Source organism: Sphingomonas sp. OTU376, from assembly GCF_038440415.1.
GTDB classification, from domain to species: Bacteria; Pseudomonadota; Alphaproteobacteria; order Sphingomonadales; family Sphingomonadaceae; genus Sphingomonas; species Sphingomonas kyeonggiensis_A.
Map to the genome: position 1 here is coordinate 1 of NZ_JASATQ010000084.1, position 19,002 is coordinate 19,002.

The following is a 19,002-nucleotide window of genomic DNA, read 5'->3' on the forward strand; positions in this document are numbered from 1 at the left end:
CCCCCGGGTCTCCCCGGGGTTTGACGGTTTTCCGATGCGCCGCGGCGAGCGCACGCCCGTCCGCGCGCACGATTTCTTTCCTCCCCACCTCGCCGCGAGCAATCTTCCGCCACTCCGCTTGCCGCTGCCACCGGTTACCCTATCTAGAGCGCTCCACCCGGCCTTGATCTTTGCGCGCCATTGGTGTCTCGCGGGCCCGAAACGACGATTAAGAGGCGATCCATGCGACAGCCCGCGGGCAAACTGCTTTTGTTCGGCGCCACCGGCGACCTTTCCCAGCGGATGCTGCTCCCCTCGCTCTACGGCCTGCATGCCGATGGGCTGCTGCCCGACGGCCTGACGATCACCTGCACCGCGCGCTCCGAATATGACGATGCCGGCTTCCGCGGCTTCGCCCGGGAATCGCTCGAGAAATTCCTGCCGGCCGACCGCAAGGATGACAGCGCTGTCGCCAGCTTCCTGGAGCGGGTCTTCTACCAGCGGCTCGATGCCTCGAAGACCGAGGGCTTCGCCGCGCTGGCCGAGAAGCTGGGCGACATCTCGGACGGGCTCGCCATCTTCCTGTCGACCGCGCCTTCGCTGTTCGGCCCGACGATCAAGGGGCTGCAATCGGCCGGACTGACCGGCGACAATGTCCGCATCGGGCTGGAAAAGCCGCTGGGCGTCGACCTCGCCTCCAGCCGGATCGTCAACGATATCGTTGCCGAAGCCTTCCCCGAGGACCGCACCTTCCGGATCGACCACTATCTCGGCAAGGAGACGGTGCAGAACATCCTGGCGCTGCGCTTCGGCAATTCGCTGTTCGAGCCGGTGTGGAACGCCCAGGGCATCGAGAACGTCCAGATCACCGTTTCCGAGACCGTCGGCCTCGAAGGCCGTGCGGGCTATTATGACGATGTCGGCGCGCTGCGCGACATGGTGCAGAACCACATGCTCCAGCTGCTCGCGCTGATCGCGATGGAGCCCCCTGCCCGCTTCGACGGCACTTCGGTGCGCGACGAGAAGGTGAAGGTGCTGCGCTCGCTCCGCCCGATCGCCGGGGCCGACGTGCCGAACCTGACCGTGACCGGCCAATATGGCGGCGGCGCGGTGAAGGGCGAGATCGTGCGCTCCTACGACACCGACCTGGAGAAGAGCTCGGACACCGAGACCTTCGTCGCGATCAAGGCGCATGTCGACAATTGGCGCTGGCACGGCGTGCCCTTCTACCTGCGCACCGGCAAGCGGCTGGCCGAGCGCCGCAGCGAGATCGTCATCACCTTCAAGCCGGTGCCGCACTCGATCTTCGAGGATCGCGGCGGCGCGCTGAAGCCCAATGTGCTGGTGATCCGCCTGCAGCCCGAGGAATATATCCAGCTGCTGGTGATGGCGAAGGAGCCGGGCCTCGACCGCGACGGCATCCACCTGAAGGAAGTGCCGCTGAACCTCAGCCTCGAGCATGAGTTCGCGGGCAGCCGCCGCCGCATCGCCTATGAGCGGCTGTTCCTCGACCTGATCGAGGGCGACCCCACGCTGTTCGTCCGCCGCGACGAGGTGGAGGCGCAATGGGCGTGGATCGATGCGATCCGCGAAGGCTGGAAGACCGGCAATGTGAAGCCCAAGCCCTATGCCTCGGGCAGCTGGGGCCCGAGCGCCGCGATCGCGCTGACCGAGCGCGACGGGGTGACGTGGAACGAGTAGGATTTTAGAGGACCGTCACCCTGAACTCGTTTCAGGGTCCAGCGCGCCACCGGCGACGGTTTCCCGAGTGGAGCCTTGGGTGCTGAAACAAGTTCAGCATGACAGTGATTTTTGGGCCAGGAATACCCACCTGAAACGCAAGGAACGAACATGACGACCGAAATCGAATGGTGGGACTATGAGAGCGCCGACGAGATGGCCGATGCCGTCGCCGGCGATATCGGCTTCATCATCGAGAGCGCGATCGATGCGCGCGGCGCGGCGGTGATCGCGCTGGCCGGGGGCAAGACCCCGCTGCCGATCTACGAGAAGCTCGCCAAGGCCAAGATCGACTGGAAGCGCGTGACGATCATCCCGGGCGACGATCGCATCGTGCCGCTGGGCGATCCGCTGTCGAACGTCACCGCGATCGGCAAGATCTTCATCCCCAAGGGCGCCCGCGTGCTCCCGCTCGTCTCGGACAAGGCACCCGACTACAAGGCGGCGGGCCGCTCGGCCGACGCGCTGCTCCAGGACGTGCACTGGCCGCTCGACCTGTGCCTGCTCGGCGTGGGCGGCGACGGGCACTGCGCCTCGATCTTCCCGGGCCCCGATTACGACGAAGCGCTGAACGGCCCCAAGGAGCGCCGCGCGCTGGGCGTGATGCCCGATCCGCTGCCGCCCGAGGCGCCGGTTGCCCGCGTGACGCTGAGCCGCGCCGCGATCGTCTCGGCCCGCGCGCTGATGATCGCGTTCACCGGCGAGGCGAAGAAGGGCGTGCTCGAGACCGCGATCGAACAGGGTGCCTCGTCGAGCTACCCGGTCGGTCGCGTGCTCGCCGATGTCGAGCTGCCGGTGGATATTCACTGGGCGAACTGAGGCTTGCCTGATCCCCGGTGAATGCCGGGGGCCAGGGTCACAAGCGACGCAGCCGAGAAACCCTGGGCCCCGGCTTTCGCCGGGGAACGGTAGTGTAAATGGAATGAGTATATGACCCTGCACCCCGAAATCGCCGCCGTCACCGACCGGGTGATCGAGCGCTCCAAGGCCAGGCGCCGCGCCTATCTCGCGCTGCTCGATGCCGAGCGCGAATCGGGGAACGACCGGCCGAAGCTCGGCTGCGCCAACCTCGCCCATGCCTATGCCGGCACCGACGAGCAGCGCGAGCAGATGAAGGCCGGGCGCTCGATGAACATCGGCATCGTCAGCGCCTATAACGACCTGCTCTCGGCGCATGCGGTCTATTATCGCTATCCCGAGCAGATGAAGATCTGGGCGCATGAGGCCGGTGCCACCGCGCAGGTGGCGGGCGGCGTGCCGGCGATGTGCGACGGCGTGACGCAGGGGTACCAGGGCATGGAGCTGTCGCTGTTCAGCCGCGACACGATCGCGCTGAGCACCGCGGTCGCCCTCTCCCACCGCACCTTCGAGGGCGCGGCGCTGCTCGGCATCTGCGACAAGATCGTGCCGGGGCTGCTGATGGGCGCGCTGCGCTTCGGCCACCTGCCGATGGTGCTGATCCCGGGCGGGCCGATGAAGTCGGGCCTGGCCAACAAGGAAAAGGCCAAGATCCGCGAGCTCTATGCGGAGGGCAAGGTGAGCCGCGACGAGCTGCTCGACGCCGAGATCGCGGCATACCATTCCAAGGGCACCTGCACCTTCTACGGCACCGCCAATTCGAACCAGATGATGATGGAGGCGATGGGCCTGCACATGCCGGGCGCCGCTTTCGCCAATCCGGGCACCAAGCTGCGCCAGGAGCTGACCCGCGCCGCGGTGCACCGCCTGACCGAGATCGGCTGGAACGGCGATGATTACCGCCCGATCGGGCATGTGGTGGATGAAAAGGCGATCGTGAACGCGGCGATCGTGCTGCTGGCGACCGGCGGCTCGACCAACCACCTGATCCATGTGCCGGCGTTCGCGCGGGCGGCGGGGATCACGATCGACTGGGACGATTTCGACCGGCTCTCGCGGATCGTGCCGCTGCTGACGCGGGTCTATCCGAACGGCTCGGCCGATGTGAACGGCTTCGAGGATGCCGGCGGGCCGAGCTTCGTGATCCGCGAGCTGCTCGGCGCCGGGCTGATGCATGGCGACACGCTGACCGTCGGCAAGGGCGGCATGGCGGATTATGGCCGCAAGCCCGAGATGGCCGGCGACACGCTGGTGTGGACCGAGCATGGCGAGAAGAGCGGCGACGACACGATCGTGCGCACCGCGTCCGATCCCTTCTCGAGCGAGGGCGGCTTCCGCATCCTCAAGGGCAATCTGGGCCGGGCGTGCATCAAGGTCTCGGCGGTCGAGCGCGAGCGCTGGACGATCGAGGCGCCGTGCCGGGTCTTCGCCGACCAGCTCGAAGTGCAGGAAGCGTTCAAGGCCGGCGAGCTGGAGCGCGACGTGATCGTGGTGGTCCGCTTCCAGGGCCCCAAGGCGAACGGCATGCCCGAGCTGCACAAGCTGACGCCGCCGCTGGGCGTGCTGCAGAACCGCGGCTTCAAGGTCGCGCTGGTCACCGACGGACGCATGTCGGGCGCGAGCGGCAAGGTGCCGTGCGCGATCCACCTCAGCCCCGAGGCGCTGGGCGGCGGCCCGATCGCCAAGCTGCGCGACGGCGACGTGGTGCGGCTGTGCGCCGAGAGCGGCGAGCTGAGCGCGCTGGTCGATGCGGCGGAATGGGAGGCGCGCGAGCATGTCGCCGCGCCGCCGCCGGCGATCGGCACCGGCCGCGAGCTGTTCGCGATGCTGCGCCACCACTGCGACGAAGCCGAAAAGGGCGCGTCGGCGATGCTGGCGGAAGCGGGACTGTAAGACCCGGACCGCACCCCGGCCACGGCCGGGGTGACGGTTATCCTTTACTTCTGCGTCGCACGCGGGAAGAAGGGCCCGGCCGGGTATGGCAACGTTGACAGACCCAGGCGGATGAGAGGATCAGGAGCCCGAATGGAAGTCGTCGCGGTCGATATCGGGGGCACGCATGCCCGCTTTGCCGTTGCCGAAGTAGCGGAGGGCCGCGTCGTCTCGATCAGCGAGCCGGTCACGCAGAAGGTCGCCGAGCACCCCAGCCTGCAGCTCGCCTGGCAGGCCTATGGCGAGGAACTCGGCCGGCCGCTGCCCAAGGCGGCGGCGCTGGCAGTGGCCTCCCCGGTGGGCGGCGAGATCATCAAGCTCACCAACAATCCCTGGATCATCCGCCCCGCGCTGATCCCCGACCGGCTGGGCGCCGACACCTGGACGGTGGTCAACGACTTCGAGGCGATCGGCCACGCCGTCGCGCAGATGGGCGACGAGCATTTCCTGCACCTGTGCGGGCCCGACCAGTCGCTGCCCGACAAGGGCTCGATCACCGTGTGCGGCCCGGGCACCGGCCTGGGCGTCGCGCAGGTGTTCCGTCACCGCGCCGGCTATGACGTGATCGCCACCGAGGGCGGGCATAGCGACTTCGCGCCGCTCGACCCGATCGAGGACGCGCTCGTGAAGCGGCTGCGCAAGATCTACAACCGCGTCTCCAAGGAGCGCGTGGTAGCCGGCCCGGCGATCGTCTCGCTCTACGAGACGCTGGCCGAGCTGGAAGGCAAGCCGGTAAACCGGCTCGACGACAAGGCGATCTGGGGCCTCGCGCTCGAAGGCAAGGACGAGCTGGCGGTGGCCGCGCTCGACCGCTTCTGCCTGAGCCTGGGCGCCGTCGCGGGCGACCTTGCGCTGAGCCACGGCCCCAAGGGCGTGGTGATTGCCGGCGGTCTGGGGTTGCGACTCAAGGACCATCTGTTGCAGTCGGGCTTCGGCCAGCGGTTCATCGCCAAGGGCCGGTTCCAGGGGCTGATGTCTTCCATTCCGGTGAAGCTCATCACGCACCCGCAGCCGGGCCTCTACGGCGCCGCCGCGGCATTCGCGCAGGAGCATGCCCTTTGAATATCGAAGCCATCATGAAGACCGCGCCGGTGATCCCGGTGCTCGTGATCGAAGACGCCGCCACGGCAAGGCCGCTGGCGGAAGCGCTGGTGAAGGGCGGCCTGCGCGTGCTCGAGGTGACCTTGCGCACCGAAGCGGCACTGGAAGCCATCGCCGAGATGAAGAAGGTCGAAGGCGCGATCGTCGGCGCCGGCACCGTGGTAAACACCGACCAGTTCGAGCAGGTGATGAAGGCCGATGCCGAATTCATCGTCTCGCCGGGCCTGACCGACCGCCTGGGCGACGCGATCACCCGCAGCGGCGTGCCGTACCTGCCTGGCGTCGCCAATGCCGGTGACATCATGCGCGGGCTCGACCTCGGCCTCACCCATTTCAAGTTCTTCCCGGCCGAGACCTCGGGTGGCCTGAAGGCCCTGAAGGCGCTCGCCGCGCCCTTCTACCAGTGCAAGTTCTGCCCGACCGGCGGCATCACGGCGGCGACCGCGCCGGAATGGTTGGGCTTCGACCCGATCCTGTGCGTCGGCGGCTCCTGGGTCACGCCCAAGGGCGCGAGCTACGAGCAGGTCGAGACGCTGGCACGCGAAGCGGCTTCGCTGGGGCGGTAAACAACCGTCATCCCGGCGAAAGCCGGGATCTCAGGCGGCTCTATTCCCGAATGTCGTCGAACAGATCGCGCCATTCGGGATTGGAGCGCTCGATCAAATCGATCTTCCATTCGCGCTTCCATTCCTTGAGCATCTTCTCGCGGCGGATCGGGTCGTCGATTGTGTCGTGGTGCTCTGCGAGGACGAGTAGCGTCAGGTTGTATCTGGCACAGAATTTGGAGCCTCTACCTTCGCGGTGTTGCTGGATGCGTTGCGCAAGCGACGCCGCGACTCCGATGTAGAGAACCCCGCGCGACTTGTTGGCCATGATATAGGTCCAGCCGGCCACCGCTCCCCTCCGTCGCCTGAGATCCCGGCTTTCGCCGGGATGACGATATCGTAGCTCTGACTGCGTGTCTGGGACGGAATGTCCCATTTCCGTTTCGCGTCGGCATCCCCAGATAGCCGCCATGGAAAAGACCGGCACGCCCTCCCCCCATGCCATACAAATGCGAGACGAGAAGCGGCGCGCGGCGGCGGAGATGGGGATCGACGATGCGTTCGTCTCCGAGCTGGTCGAGCGCTTCTATGCACGCATCCAGGCCGATCCGGTGCTGGGGCCGGTCTTTGGCGAGCGGATCACGGACTGGGCGCCGCATCTCGCCCAGATGAAGCGTTTCTGGCGCTCGATCCTGTTCAGCAGCGGCGAGTATCTGGGGCGGCCGATGCCGCTGCACCTGGCCATCCCCGGGCTCGACAAGCCGATGTTCGCGCGCTGGCTCGACCTGTTCGGCGCGACGCTGGCCGAGATCGGCGGCGGGGATGCCGCCGAGCATGTCCATGAGCGCGCGCGGATGATCGCGAACAGCTTCCTCAACGGCATCGCCATCCACCATCACGGCAAGATGGGCCTGGGACCTGGCGAAGGGTTCGCCTGAGCCCCGGATCAGGCTCCAGCGTCAGTTCTTGCCCGCCTTCGCCTCCGGACGCGCGGGCGGGCTGCTCGAGGCGGCAGCGCGCAGGGCATCGTCATACCAGGTCGAGAGATCGCGGTGCATCTGCGGCAGCGTTTCCGGGTTCAGATACACCATGTGCCCAGCATCATAATAAGTGAACCGAATGTTCTTCTGGAGCTGCTGGTCGAGCAGCATGTGGCTGACATCGAATTCGGCGCCGTAAAAGGGCGTGGCGAAATCATAATAGCCGTTGATAAACAGCACCTTGAGGTACGGATTGGTGCGCATCGTATAGGCGAGATCAACGGCACTGTCCGGTGCGAGATGGGTGCCGTCCCCCGGCGCGCGGTGCTTCCAGTCCCATTCGAATCCGGGGCCCCGCGCGCTCATGCGATAGGGCATGTCGGTCTTGTAGCCGAGCACGCGGGCCGCATAGTCCTGGAAGGTCGCGACAAAGGCGCCCGAGACCGCAGTCGACGAGGGATCATCCTCGGGACTGTCGGCATTGGCGTCGGTGACGTTCAGCAGATAGCGCGAATCGAGCCGGCCCACGGCGACACGGCGATCGCGCAGCAGCTCGGTCTGGAAGCGCGGCAGCGTGAGGCGCAGGTCGGCGCGCAGGATATAGGCCTCGCTGATGCCGGTATAAGCGGCCATCTTCGCCGCGACGGCGGCCTTTTCCTCGGGCGAGATCGTCGATCCCTTGGCCAGCGCGGCGGCATAGGCGCCGCTGGTGAAGGCACGGACCTCGTCGAGGAAGGCACGCAGATCGGCCGGGCGGTTCTGCAGACGGTTATGATACCAGGCCGTCGCCGCCATCGTCGGGAACAGCGTCAGGAAATTCTGGTCATAGCCCGGCTGGCGCACGCCATAGTTCATGATCGTCGAGAACTGGACGATGCCGTTGAGGCTGAGGCCCGCCGACTCCAGCTTCGCCGCGACCACCGGGTTGCGCAGCGTGCCATAGCTTTCGCCGAACAGGAATTTGGGCGAGGCCCAGCGGTTGAACTTGCTGGTGTAGCGCAGGATCGCGCGGGCAAAGCCGTCGGCGTCCTGGTCGACTCCCCAGAAATCCTTGCCGGTCTTGTCGCCGAGCGGCCGCGACCAGCCGGCCCCGATCGCATCGATGAACACCATGTCGGTCTTGTCTATCAGCGAATCGGGATTGGGGCCGAAGCCATAGGGCGCCGGGCGGATATATTCGGGATTGGCGGTGGTCACGCGGACCGGCGCGAAACTGCCCATGTGCAGCCAGATCGTCGGCGAGCCGGGACCGCCATTGTAGAAATAGGTGACCGGGCGCGGCCCCTTCGACCCGTCGCGGGTATAGGCGGTGTAGAAATAGGAGGCGGTCGGCTTGCCCTCGTCATCGCGGATGGTGAGCGTACCGGCGGTGGCGGTATAGGCGATGTTCTGGCCGCCGACCGTGACCGCACCGTGGCTGACCGCGCTGGCTTCCTCGACCGGCGGACGCGCCCATGCCGCCTCGGCCTCGGCCTTCATCTGCTCGCGATAGCCCTGCCCCTTTGCCGCCGGCTGCTCGGCCTTGTCCTGCGCCCAGACGGGAGCGGCAGTGGCGAGCAAAAGGCTAGTCAGGACAAGGCGGCGCATGCGGTGATTTCCCCGGTTTCGTGGCGATTGCGAAACAAGGTTCGCATGGGGTTGCGGGGGAGGCAAGCAGGGTTCCCCAACCCTCTCCCGCCTGCGGGAGAGGGAAAGGCGATCACATCTCGCCGCGTGCGCGGCGGATGGCGTACCACTTCTGGACGTTGGCGTTGTGCTGCTCGAGCGTGTCGGCGAACACATGGCCACCGGTGCCGTCGGCAACGAAATAGAGCGCCGAGGAGGTCGCCGGATCGAGCACCGCGTCGATGCTGGCGCGGCCCGGATTGGTGATCGGACCGATCGGCAGGCCGGTCTTCTCATAGGTGTTGTAGTCGTTCTTCGCGTGCACTTCGGAGAGCAAAGGACGACGGCCGAGCGGCTTGCCCCGGGTGATCGGGTAGATGAAGGTCGGGTCCGCCTGGAGCATCATGTTCTGACGCAGGCGGTTCGAATAGACCGCGGCAACCGTCTTGCGCTCCTCGGGCTTGCCGGTTTCCTTCTCGACGATCGCGGCCAGGTTGATCGCCTCTTCGGGGGTGTTGACCGCGATGCCCGGCTTGCGGGCCTCCCAAGCCCTGGCGAGATAGGTCGCCATCGCCTTCTGCATACGATCGAGCACCGACTGGCGGGTGTCGCCGCGATTATAGGCATAGCTGTCCGGCAGCACCGAGCCTTCGGCCGGCACCTGGATCTCACCGCTGAGCTGCGGCGCCTTCATCAGCGCCTCATAGACCAGGATCGAGGGCGTGCCCTCGGGGATCGTCACGAAGCGCTGGAGCGTCTTGCCGCCCTGCATCATCTTGAGGATGTCGGACTGGCTGAGATGCGCCGGCACGCGATATTCGCCCGCCTTGATCGGATCGCTGCTGCCCAGCACCTTGGCAAGGATCAGGAACTGGCGGGCCGAGCCGATCGCCCCGGCCTTTTCCAGCTCGGTCGCCGCGCGCGACAGGCTGGAGCCTTCGGGAATCAGGACCGAGACATTCTGCTTCGAAGGCCCCGCCCCGCCCCAGAGCTGGAGCACGGCCATGCCGAGCGCGACCAGCACCAGGATCGCGACCAGCAGCGCGCAGCCGCCCAGACGCCGCTTGCGCGGCTTCCGGACGGGCTGTGCGGCAGCTGCCGGCGCAGGCGTGTCTTCAGACAGCCTTCATCACCAGGCTGGCATTGGTGCCGCCAAAGCCGAACGAGTTGTTCAGCACGGCCTTCACCTTGCGTTCCTTGGCGACGTGCGGGACGAGATCGACGCCCGCGCAATTCTCGCTCGGATTGTCGAGGTTGAGCGTCGGCGGCACGATCTGGTCGCGCAGCGCCAGGATGCAGAAGATGCTCTCCACCGCGCCGGCACCGCCGAGCAGGTGGCCGATCGCCGACTTGGTCGAGCTCATCGACAGGCCGCCGATCGCGTCGCCGAACAGGCGGCGGACCGCACCGAGCTCGAGCTCGTCGCCGAGCGGCGTCGAGGTGCCATGGGCGTTGATGTAATCGATGTCCGACAGCGCCAGGCCCGACTTCTTCACCGCCATCTGCATCGAGCGGAACGCGCCCGAACCTTCCGGATGCGGCGCGGTGACGTGATAGGCGTCGCCCGACAGGCCATAGCCGACCACTTCGCAATAGATCTTCGCGCCGCGCGCCTTGGCGTGCTCATATTCCTCGAGCACCACCACGCCCGCGCCTTCGCCCATGACGAAGCCGTCGCGGCCCTGGTCCCAGGGGCGGCTGGCCTTGGTGGGATCGTCCCGGAAACCGGTGGAAAGCGCGCGGGCCTGGCCGAAGCCGGCGATGCCGATCGGGCAGACCGTGCTCTCGGCGCCGCCGGCGAGCATGATGTCGGCATCGTCCATCGCGATCATGCGCGCGGCGTCGCCGATCGAGTGGGCGCCGGTCGAGCAGGCGGTGACCACGGCGTGGTTCGGGCCCATCAGGCCGTACTTGATGCTGACCTGGCCCGAGATCAGGTTGATCAGGCGGCCATGGACGAAGTGCGGCGAGACGCGCTTCGGGCCCTTTTCGGCGAGCACGAGCGATTCGCTCTCGATGCCCGGCAGGCCGCCGATGCCCGAGCCGATCGAGCAGCCGGCGCGGAATCGGGTCGCCTCGTCCATGTCGAGCAGGCCGGCATCCTCGATCGCCTGGCCGGCGGCATCGATGCCGTAGATGATGAAGGGATCGACCTGACGCTGGATCTTGTGATCGACGCGCTTGCCGGGATCGAAGCCATATTCATGGTCCGGACCCTTCACTTCGCAGGCATAGTTGCTCTGGAAATCGGTCGCGTCGAAGCGCGTGATCGTGCCCGCGCCGGACTTGGCGGCGATGATATTCTTCCAGGCAGTCTCGACGTCCGCGCCCAGCGGGGTGACGAGGCCAAGGCCGGTGACGACTACACGGCGCATCCGATTTCTCCGTCAAACTTCATAATATCGCGCATGAAAGCGGCTTAAATGCCTGTTTTCACCGCCAAAACAAAACGGCTCCCCGCCCAACTCTTTTCGAGCCCGGGACGGGGAGCCGCTGGATTCTCAAGCTCGGCCCATAAGGGCACGATCGCCTGGAGGGCGATCAGCCCGCCTGGTGCTCGGAGATGTAGGAGACCGCGTCGCCGACGGTGCTGATCTTCTCAGCCGCGTCGTCGGGGATCTCGACACCGAATTCCTCTTCGAACGCCATCACCAGCTCGACGATGTCGAGGCTGTCGGCGCCCAGGTCATCAATGAAGCTCGCCGTCGGCGAAACGTCGCCTGCGTCGACACCGAGGTGATCGACGACGAGCGCAGTCACGCGGGTGGTGATCTCTTCCTGAGTGGCCATGGTCCCTGTTTTCCTTTGTAGCTAGGGGCTCAATATCGTTGGAACGCACCTAGATCGCACATGGTGCCGTTGCAAGAGGGTGCGCGCACCGGCTTCGACGTCAGGCTTCGGAAAACTGCCAGACCGAGTAGCGCACGGTGCTGAGAAACAGGAAATATTTGTTGAGAAGCGCGGCGTTGGCGCGCGTCTGCTTCGCTTCGTCGGTGACCGAGGCGATCACCAGCTGCTGCATTTCCTGGTTGGTAAGCGGGCGGTTGCGGGCGTCTTCGGGCAGCGCGTCGAACTGCGATTCCAGCTCGCCGACGTTGAAACCCTGCGCCGAAACGAAGGTTTCCGCGATCGGCAGGCCGAGCTTGGCGAGCGTGTAGACCCGGGCGGCTTCCAGCGCCGCATCGGACCATTTGTTCGCGTCCGCGCATTCCTTCGCGGCGATAGAAATGCCGCTGCCCACCGCTGCATCATAGGTAGGGCGCACGGCGACGCCCTCCCCCATGTTGCGCGTGACATCGCCGGAGATCTGCGCCTGGAGCGCGGGCTTCAGCTTGCCGATCACGCAATCGATGGTGGCGAGGTCGGCGGCATGTGCCGGGGCCGCGAAGGCTATGGCCGCAAGGGCCGCGAATCCGAAAATACGCATAGAATTCAAACTCCAGCCCCCGGACACGGTTTACAGCATCGCCATGCCGCCGTTCACATGCAAGGTCTGACCGGTGACATAGCCGGCTTCCTTGCTTGCGAGATAGACGACGGCAGCGCCGATATCCTCGCCGGTACCGAGATCGCCCGCCGGAATGCGGGTGAGCAGCGCGGTCTTCTGCGCTTCGGGCAGCACGTCGGTCATCGCCGAGCGGATGAAGCCCGGGGCGACGCAATTCACCGTGATGTTGCGGCTGGCGAGCTCCTGGGCGACCGCCTTGGACATGCCGACCAGGCCGGCCTTGGAGGCGGCATAGTTGGCCTGGCCCGGGTTGCCGGTCGCGCCAACGACGGAGGTGATCGAGATCACCCGGCCGAATCGGGCCTTCATCATCGGCTTGGCGGCGGCGCGGATCAGGCGGAAGGCGGCCTCGAGGTTGACCGAGATCACCTGATCCCACTCCTCGTCCTTCATCCGCATGGTGAGGTTGTCGCGGGTGACGCCGGCGTTGTTGACGAGGATATCGAGCTTGCCGAGCGCTTCCACCGCCTGGGGCACCAACGCATCGACCTGCGCCGCGTCGGACAGGTTGCAGGGCAGCGCGACATGGTCGCCGCCGAGCTCGGCGCGGAACGCCTCGAGCTTCTCGACATTGCTGCCGGACACGGCGAGCCGCGCACCCTGCGCGGCCAGCGCCTTGGCGATCGCCGAGCCGATACCGCCCGAAGCGCCAGTGACGAGTGCGGTCATGCCAGTGAGGTCGAACATTTGATTCTCCTACTCCGCCGTCCCGTCGAAAGCCGGGATGACGGCCAAAATTACAGGCTCTTCGCCAGCGCTTCGATGTCGTCCATCGTCACCACGCTGACCGGGGTTGCATCCGGCGTGATGCGCTTGACCATGCCGCCCAGCACCTTGCCGCCGAACTCGACATAGTCGGTCACGCCCGCCGCGAACATCGCCAGCACCGATTCGCGCCAACGGACCATGCCGGTGACCTGCTCGACGAGCAGCGCGCGGATCGCGTCGGGGTCGGCGGCCGGGGCAGCGGTGACATTGGCATAGACCGGCACCAGCGGCGCCTGGAGCGTCACGGCGGCGAGCGCTTCGGCCATCGCATCGGCAGCAGGCTGCATCAGCGGGCAGTGGAAGGGCGCGGAGACCGGCAGGAGCAGCGCGCGCTTGGCGCCCATTTCCTTGGCGATCGGCAGCGCCCGCTCGATCGCCTCGCGGTGGCCCGAGATCACCACCTGCGACGGATCATTGTCGTTGGCGACGGTGCAGACCTGGCTCTCGGCCGCGGCGTCGGCGATCGCCTGGGCCTTCTCGCGGTCTGCGCCGAGAATCGCGGCCATCGCGCCGACACCAACGGGCACCGCCGCCTGCATCGCGTCGCCGCGGATGCGCAGCAGCTTCGCCGTGGTGGCGAGATCGAAGGCACCGGCGGCGCAGAGCGCGGTATATTCGCCGAGGCTGTGGCCGGCGACGAAATCGGCCTTGTCGGCCAGACGAATGCCGCCTTCCTTCTCGAGCACGCGCAGCACCGCGATGGCATTGGCCATGATCGCCGGCTGGGCATTGGCGGTGAGAGTCAGTTCGTCCTCGGGGCCTTCGCTCATCAACTTGAAGAGATTCTGGCCCAGCGCGTCATCGACTTCCTGGAAGACTTCGCGGGCGGTGGCGCTTGCTTCGGCAAGGGCCTTGCCCATGCCGACGGCCTGGCTGCCCTGGCCGGGGAAGATGAAGGCGCGCATGTGTCTCTCCTGTCAGCGGCTGCGTGCGATTGGGGCCGCGCGTTAGGCCTGCACCATCCGCGAGGCAAGCGCCAAGCTGAACGGACCGGACAGGATTGCGAAACATTGCGACCATTTCGCAATGCCGGAGACAAACGTCTGCGACACGCCATCCCCAGATTGCCCTCAACGCCGAAACAACCCGGCGCCAGTAGAACGAAAGAGGAGCGCAATCATGAAGAAGTTCATTCTCGCCGCCGTCGCCATGTCGATGGTCGCCACGCCGGTGCTCGCCGCTGCCCCGCAGCAGCATGGCCGCCCGCCGGCGCACCAGGTGGTCACCAAGAAGAAGGTGGTCGTCACCAAGCAGGCCTATCGCAGCAACTGGCGCAAGGGCGAGCGCTTCGACAGCCGTCAGGCGCGCAACTACCGCGAGATCGACTATCGCAAGTATCGCGGCCTGAAGGCCCCGCCGCGCGGCTATCGCTATGTCCAGTCGGGCAACGACGCGGTGCTGGTCGGAATCACCTCGGGCATCATCGCCGCGGTGATCGCGGGCGCGATCCGCTAAGCAAAACGCCGAAAGCGTTCATGAAACGGCAGGGCCATGCCCTGCCGTTTTACATCTGCAACACGAATCCGACTCCTCGTTTCGCTAGCGTTAGTGTTATGGTTAACGCGTTCGACTGGGAGGAGTGCAGGATGTTCCGGGCAACCCTTACGGCCCTTTCCGTGGCCATGCTCATGCCGTTCGCCGCACAGGCCCAGCCGACGCCACGGGACCGCGACGATCCCGCCCTCGCTCCGGATTTCGAAGGCCAGGTCGCCTATTTCGGCAACTATACCGGCAAGACCTCGGTCACCGCAGATCTGCGCCGGCGCGAGCAGACCCCCTGCCCCTATCCCGACCAGCGCTGCTACCAGCAGGTCGTCGGCGGTGGCGTGAAGGTGGTGCTCAGCTTCGATGGCGAGCATATCACCGGCTTCTACTATTCGGTCGGCGGGTTCGAAGGCCCCAATGGACTGCGCGAAGGCACGCTGATCGGCCGGCGCACCCCGGTGGGCTGCGAGCTCTACGAGGCGGACGGCACGATGTGGCAGGCGACGACCTGCGGCAGCAAGGGATTCCAGGGCCAGATCGTCTCGGTGCGCGGCATCCCCAAACAGTCGGAGGTGACCTTTTCCACCGTCGGCATGTTCGTGCGCGACACCGGCTGGATCACCCGGCTGGGCGAGGAAGAGGCCCGCCGCGACCGGCGGATCAACTGGCTGACCCAGAAGCTGGACGGCCCGGGCGGCGCGGAAGGCCGTTTTCGCGCCGCGATCGAACTCGACAGCTATTCGCGCCACTTTCGCGGCATCGACATGGGACGGGTTTCGGAGCCCGTGCAGTCAGGCAAGCGCAAGAAGAACCGCGAATGGTATCTCGACAGCAGCTATAGCCGGCCTGACGGCAGCACCGGGAATATCCGCGGCGTGATCTACAATGAGCGGCTGCGCTGCCTCCAATGGGACGATGATCCCTGCGGCCCGATCCACCCGCCGGCGGATTTTCCCAAGCCGAGGCTCGACGATGACGGCGGCTGGCTTTCGCGAAGCCCGGCCCCGATCGTGCCCAGCGACACGCGCCCCGCGCCGCGGCCACGTGGGAATGGGGATCGCTACTAGGCTTGCCAGCAGCCCCGCCCTGAGCTAAGGGCCCGCCTTCGTTCGAGTGGGGACGCGATTCCCGCTCGCGCGACCATTGAATTGAGACGACAGCCGGAGGGGCGTCACACGGGGTGGCGTCAGCGATCGGCCAACAGTGAGAAAGACGCATGGCTCTTTACGAGCACGTGTTCCTTGCGCGCCAGGATCTGGCACAGGCGCAGGTGGACGCTCTGGCGGAAGCCGCCACCAAGATCATCGAGGACAACAACGGCAAGGTCGTGAAGACCGAGACCTGGGGTCTTCGTTCGCTTGCCTATCGTATCGCGAAGAACCGCAAGGCGCACTACGTGATGCTCGAAATCGACGCCCCGGCGGGTGTCGTCGCCGAGCTCGAGCGCCAGACGCAGATCAACGAAGACGTGATCCGCTACATGACCGTCAAGGTCGATGAGCTGGAGCAGGGTCCGAGCGTGATGATGCGCAAGGGTGACCGCGAGCGTGGCCGTGGCCGTCGCGATCGCGACGAAGCCGGCGGCAACACCGGTTTCGGCGGCGAATAAGGAGATATAGACCATGGCACGCCCGTTTTTCCGCCGCCGCAAAAGCTGCCCCTTCTCCGCGAAGGACGCTCCCCGGATCGATTACAAGGACGTCCGTCTGCTGCAGGGCTTTGTCTCTGAGCGCGGCAAGATCGTCCCGTCGCGCATCACCTCGGTGAGCGCCAAGAAGCAGCGCGAGCTGGCCCAGGCCATCAAGCGCGCCCGTCACCTGGGCCTGCTGCCCTACATCGTTAAGTAAGGGAGGCTCGACCCATGGAAGTCATTCTGCTTGAGCGCGTCGAGAAGCTCGGCGCCATCGGCGACGTGGTGAAGGTCAAGGACGGGTTCGCCCGCAACTACCTGCTCCCGAACAAGAAGGCGCTCCGCTCGAACGCCGCCAACCGCAAGGTCTTCGAGGCCAACCGCGCGCGCATCGAGGCCGACAACGCCGCTCGCCGCACCGACGCCGAGAAGGAAGCCGGCACGTTCAACGACGTGTCCGTCACCCTGATCCGTCAGGCTTCGAACACCGGCCAGCTTTATGGTTCGGTTGCTGTGCGTGACCTGGTCGAAGCGCTTGTCGCCGACGGCCACAAGATCACCAAGTCGCAGGTCGTCCTCGACAAGCCGATCAAGGCGATCGGTGTGTACGAAGTGCGCGTGCAGCTGCACCCGGAAGTGTCTGTGACCGTCAAGGTCAACGTTGCACGTTCGCCGGAAGAGGCCGACATGCAGGCGCAGGGCGTCGACGTGATGGCTCAGATGTTCGAGGAAGGCCGTGACACCACGGGCTTCGTCGAGGATTATGATCCCAACGCCGAGCCGGGCGCGACCGCCGAGGTCCGCGAGGAAGCTCCGGCCGCCGACGAAGGCGAGACCGCCGAGGGCTGAGCCCTTCGCAACGGTTAAGTGAAAGGGCCGCTCCGGGATACCGGGGCGGCCCTTTTCTTGTGCGACCCTCCGGGGGAATTGGGGGAGGGATTCGAAACTTCAGGCTATTCGCAGCCGAAACCAAGTAAATCGCGGCTCCCCGCCAGCATCGGGGAGGAAAACCGGCCCGATCAGGGGCAGGATACACAGGCGCCGATCACCGCCGCGAGCGGGATGAGGGCCAATACCACTGGCAGAACCTTGTTCATCGCAACCCGAACCTTTGTTGTCGCTCGGAGTATGAAACGAGCCCAGTCGAGCAAGGTTGCAGCGCGCGTTAATCTTTTGTTCGGAGACCATTCATCCCGCCCTGCTCTATAGGCGGGCGATGCTGCCGTTCCTGCCCCTCGCTCTGACGCTCGCTACGCCCGCGCCCGCCCCGCTCCAGGCCGGACTGGAAGCCGCGGTGCTCGCCGAGATCAACTTCGCGCGCACCCGCCCCCGCGACTATGCCGAGCGGCTCCGCGAATATCGGAAGTACTTCAAGGGCAAGATCGTCTGGTATCCCGGCAACCCCGACGGGCTGCGCACCGAGGAAGGCGTACGCGCCGTGGACGAGGCGATCCGCTTCCTCGAGCGCCAGGCGCCGCTGGAGCCGATCGCACATGCCCCGCTGCTCGCCCGCGCCGCGCGCGACCATGTCCGCGAACAGGGACCGCGCGGCGGCACCGGCCATTATTCCGCCGACGGCGCCGATCCGCGCGACCGGGTGCAGAAGCGCGGCGGCGGCCCCTATGTGGCGGAAGTCATCACCTATGGCCCGCCCAGTGCCCGCGAGGTGGTCCGCCAGTTGATCGTCGACGACGCCGTGCCGGGGCGCGGGCACCGCAAGACGCTCTACGCCGCCGAGATGCGCTATGCCGGCGTCGCCTGCGGCCCGCATAATGGCTACCGGATGATGTGCGTCGCCGACCTGGGCCGCAAGCCGGACGGCCAGCCCTGACCGCGGAGTAACAAGCGGCACCGCAGAGAAACCCTGGGCCCCGGCTTTCGCCGGGGAACTGCCAGATCAACCGCCGCCCCCCCCCTAAGGTTAACTCCCGAATATCCGCTTGCCTTCTCAGCCGGTTAAGCGGAATGCGCTACCGGTGACACAACGGACGGGCGCGGGGCCCGGACCGGCTCCGGGGGGAGCTCTACGTGACTGCCAAGGGCCGACTGACCGCCGCGCTGGGCGCGTGCGCCATGTTCTTCGCCGGCGCCACCGCCCAGGCGGGCGAGCGCGCCACCACCGTCTCGAGGCTCGAGCGCGACGTGCTCACCGAGATCAACTATGCCCGCCAGCATCCGCAGGACTATGCCGAGACGCTGCGCGACTATCGCCGCTATTTCGACGGCCGCGTGCTGTTCCTGCCCGGCGATCCCAATGGCGTGATCACCAATGAAGGGCTCGACGCGGTGGACGAGGCGATCGACTTCCTCGAGCGCCAGGAGCCCCTGCCCCCGCTCAGCCGCGGCGACCTGCTGGTGCTCGCCGCGCAGGACCATGCCGACGACCAGGGGATGAGCGGCGCGAGCGGCCATGTCTCGCGCAACGGGATGAGCCCGGGCGACCGGGTGAAGCGGCGCGGCGGCGACATCTATGTCGGCGAAGGCATCTGGTATGGCAGCGGCGATGCCGGCGCGGTGGTGCGCAGCCTGATCGTCGACGACGGCGTGCGCTCGCGCGGGCACCGGGCGCTGCTGTTCCAGGCGGACTTCCGCTTCGCCGGCGTCGGCTGCGGCACGCATCGCCGCTTCGGCAATATCTGCGTGGTCGATTTCAGCGGCACCGCCGACGGCTCGCCGGTGGTGCCGGGCTGGGCCAAGGCGCGCGGCGGGCAGGTGTTCCGGATGCGGGATACCACCAAGCGCTGAGGGCGCAGCTGCCGACATCCGTGACGCTCCCCGGCGAAAGCCGGGGCCCAGGGTCACGAGCGGAACGGCAGAGAAACCCTGGGCCCCCGCCGGCGGCCGGGGCCAAACGGTGTTTGGAGGGAGCCC

Annotated in this window: 21 protein-coding genes; 13 read left to right on the top strand and 8 right to left on the bottom strand. The window is 66.6% G+C overall.

Features of this window, described 5'->3' with window-relative positions; all coding sequences use genetic code 11:
• The first annotated feature begins 222 nt into the window (after positions 1-222).
• The 5 genes from zwf (at position 223) to eda (ending at position 6,176) form a co-directional block, all read left to right on the top strand.
• Positions 223-1,680 (top strand): glucose-6-phosphate dehydrogenase, encoded by a 1,458-nt coding sequence (gene zwf / locus AAHM44_RS22430; protein ID WP_184166846.1) that lies wholly within the window; start codon positions 223-225, stop codon positions 1,678-1,680.
• A gap of 150 nt (positions 1,681-1,830) precedes the next feature.
• Positions 1,831-2,538 carry a 6-phosphogluconolactonase gene (pgl, locus tag AAHM44_RS22435; protein WP_342251387.1) on the top strand — a complete coding sequence of 236 codons (708 nt, stop codon included), beginning with the start codon at positions 1,831-1,833 and terminating at the stop codon, positions 2,536-2,538.
• A 111-nt stretch (positions 2,539-2,649) separates the two neighbouring features.
• Entirely contained in the window at positions 2,650-4,470 is a 1,821-nt protein-coding gene (edd, locus tag AAHM44_RS22440; protein WP_184166852.1) for a phosphogluconate dehydratase, read from the top strand.
• 132 nt (positions 4,471-4,602) lie between these two features.
• Complete coding sequence (gene glk, locus AAHM44_RS22445; protein WP_269575070.1) at positions 4,603-5,571, top strand: glucokinase; 969 nt, start codon at positions 4,603-4,605, stop codon at positions 5,569-5,571.
• Between the two features lie 14 nt (positions 5,572-5,585).
• Entirely contained in the window at positions 5,586-6,176 is a 591-nt protein-coding gene (eda, locus tag AAHM44_RS22450) for a bifunctional 4-hydroxy-2-oxoglutarate aldolase/2-dehydro-3-deoxy-phosphogluconate aldolase (protein WP_269576437.1), read from the top strand.
• A gap of 40 nt (positions 6,177-6,216) precedes the next feature.
• On the opposite strand, the gene AAHM44_RS22455 is transcribed toward eda, so the two are convergent.
• On the bottom strand, positions 6,217-6,504 hold the full coding sequence (locus AAHM44_RS22455) for a GIY-YIG nuclease family protein (RefSeq protein WP_342251388.1): 288 nt from the start codon (positions 6,502-6,504) through the stop codon (positions 6,217-6,219).
• Positions 6,505-6,664: 160 nt separating this feature from the next.
• Here AAHM44_RS22455 and AAHM44_RS22460 point away from each other — a divergent pair, with 160 nt between their 5' ends.
• Positions 6,665-7,093, top strand: a complete 429-nt coding sequence (locus tag AAHM44_RS22460; protein ID WP_269575069.1) for a group III truncated hemoglobin — start codon at positions 6,665-6,667, stop codon at positions 7,091-7,093.
• Positions 7,094-7,114: 21 nt separating this feature from the next.
• Here the strand turns inward: AAHM44_RS22460 and AAHM44_RS22465 are convergent, their stop codons facing one another.
• The 7 genes from AAHM44_RS22465 to fabD form a co-directional block, all read right to left on the bottom strand.
• Positions 7,115-8,722 (bottom strand): S10 family peptidase, encoded by a 1,608-nt coding sequence (locus AAHM44_RS22465; protein WP_342251389.1) that lies wholly within the window; start codon positions 8,720-8,722, stop codon positions 7,115-7,117.
• Between the two features lie 112 nt (positions 8,723-8,834).
• Positions 8,835-9,746, bottom strand: coding sequence for an endolytic transglycosylase MltG (gene mltG, locus AAHM44_RS22470; RefSeq protein ID WP_269576435.1), 912 nt, complete (start codon positions 9,744-9,746; stop codon positions 8,835-8,837).
• 109 nt (positions 9,747-9,855) lie between these two features.
• Entirely contained in the window at positions 9,856-11,115 is a 1,260-nt protein-coding gene (gene fabF / locus AAHM44_RS22475) for a beta-ketoacyl-ACP synthase II (RefSeq protein WP_184166864.1), read from the bottom strand.
• 166 nt (positions 11,116-11,281) lie between these two features.
• Complete coding sequence (locus AAHM44_RS22480) at positions 11,282-11,530, bottom strand: acyl carrier protein (protein ID WP_086129474.1); 249 nt, start codon at positions 11,528-11,530, stop codon at positions 11,282-11,284.
• 100 nt (positions 11,531-11,630) lie between these two features.
• The gene (locus AAHM44_RS22485) at positions 11,631-12,167 is read right to left on the bottom strand and encodes a hypothetical protein (RefSeq protein WP_269575067.1); all 537 of its coding nucleotides are present in this window, start codon (positions 12,165-12,167) and stop codon (positions 11,631-11,633) included.
• 30 nt (positions 12,168-12,197) lie between these two features.
• On the bottom strand, positions 12,198-12,935 hold the full coding sequence (gene fabG, locus AAHM44_RS22490; protein ID WP_269575066.1) for a 3-oxoacyl-[acyl-carrier-protein] reductase: 738 nt from the start codon (positions 12,933-12,935) through the stop codon (positions 12,198-12,200).
• Between the two features lie 50 nt (positions 12,936-12,985).
• A complete protein-coding gene (gene fabD, locus AAHM44_RS22495) occupies positions 12,986-13,921 on the bottom strand; it encodes an ACP S-malonyltransferase (RefSeq protein WP_342251390.1) in 936 nt (311 codons plus the stop codon).
• Positions 13,922-14,132: 211 nt separating this feature from the next.
• Here fabD and AAHM44_RS22500 point away from each other — a divergent pair, with 211 nt between their 5' ends.
• The 7 genes from AAHM44_RS22500 to AAHM44_RS22530 all read left to right on the top strand — a co-directional run bounded on the left by AAHM44_RS22500 (position 14,133) and on the right by AAHM44_RS22530 (position 18,876).
• Entirely contained in the window at positions 14,133-14,471 is a 339-nt protein-coding gene (locus AAHM44_RS22500) for an RcnB family protein (RefSeq protein WP_342251393.1), read from the top strand.
• Between the two features lie 131 nt (positions 14,472-14,602).
• Entirely contained in the window at positions 14,603-15,568 is a 966-nt protein-coding gene (locus tag AAHM44_RS22505; RefSeq protein WP_269575064.1) for a hypothetical protein, read from the top strand.
• Positions 15,569-15,717: 149 nt separating this feature from the next.
• The gene (rpsF, locus tag AAHM44_RS22510; RefSeq protein ID WP_184166878.1) at positions 15,718-16,110 is read left to right on the top strand and encodes a 30S ribosomal protein S6; all 393 of its coding nucleotides are present in this window, start codon (positions 15,718-15,720) and stop codon (positions 16,108-16,110) included.
• 13 nt (positions 16,111-16,123) lie between these two features.
• A complete protein-coding gene (gene rpsR, locus AAHM44_RS22515; RefSeq protein ID WP_010543816.1) occupies positions 16,124-16,348 on the top strand; it encodes a 30S ribosomal protein S18 in 225 nt (74 codons plus the stop codon).
• Between the two features lie 14 nt (positions 16,349-16,362).
• Positions 16,363-16,980, top strand: coding sequence for a 50S ribosomal protein L9 (rplI, locus tag AAHM44_RS22520; protein WP_342251391.1), 618 nt, complete (start codon positions 16,363-16,365; stop codon positions 16,978-16,980).
• A 367-nt stretch (positions 16,981-17,347) separates the two neighbouring features.
• Complete coding sequence (locus tag AAHM44_RS22525; protein WP_269575062.1) at positions 17,348-17,962, top strand: CAP domain-containing protein; 615 nt, start codon at positions 17,348-17,350, stop codon at positions 17,960-17,962.
• A gap of 197 nt (positions 17,963-18,159) precedes the next feature.
• Positions 18,160-18,876 carry a CAP domain-containing protein gene (locus tag AAHM44_RS22530; protein ID WP_342251392.1) on the top strand — a complete coding sequence of 239 codons (717 nt, stop codon included), beginning with the start codon at positions 18,160-18,162 and terminating at the stop codon, positions 18,874-18,876.
• Positions 18,877-19,002 lie beyond the last annotated feature (126 nt).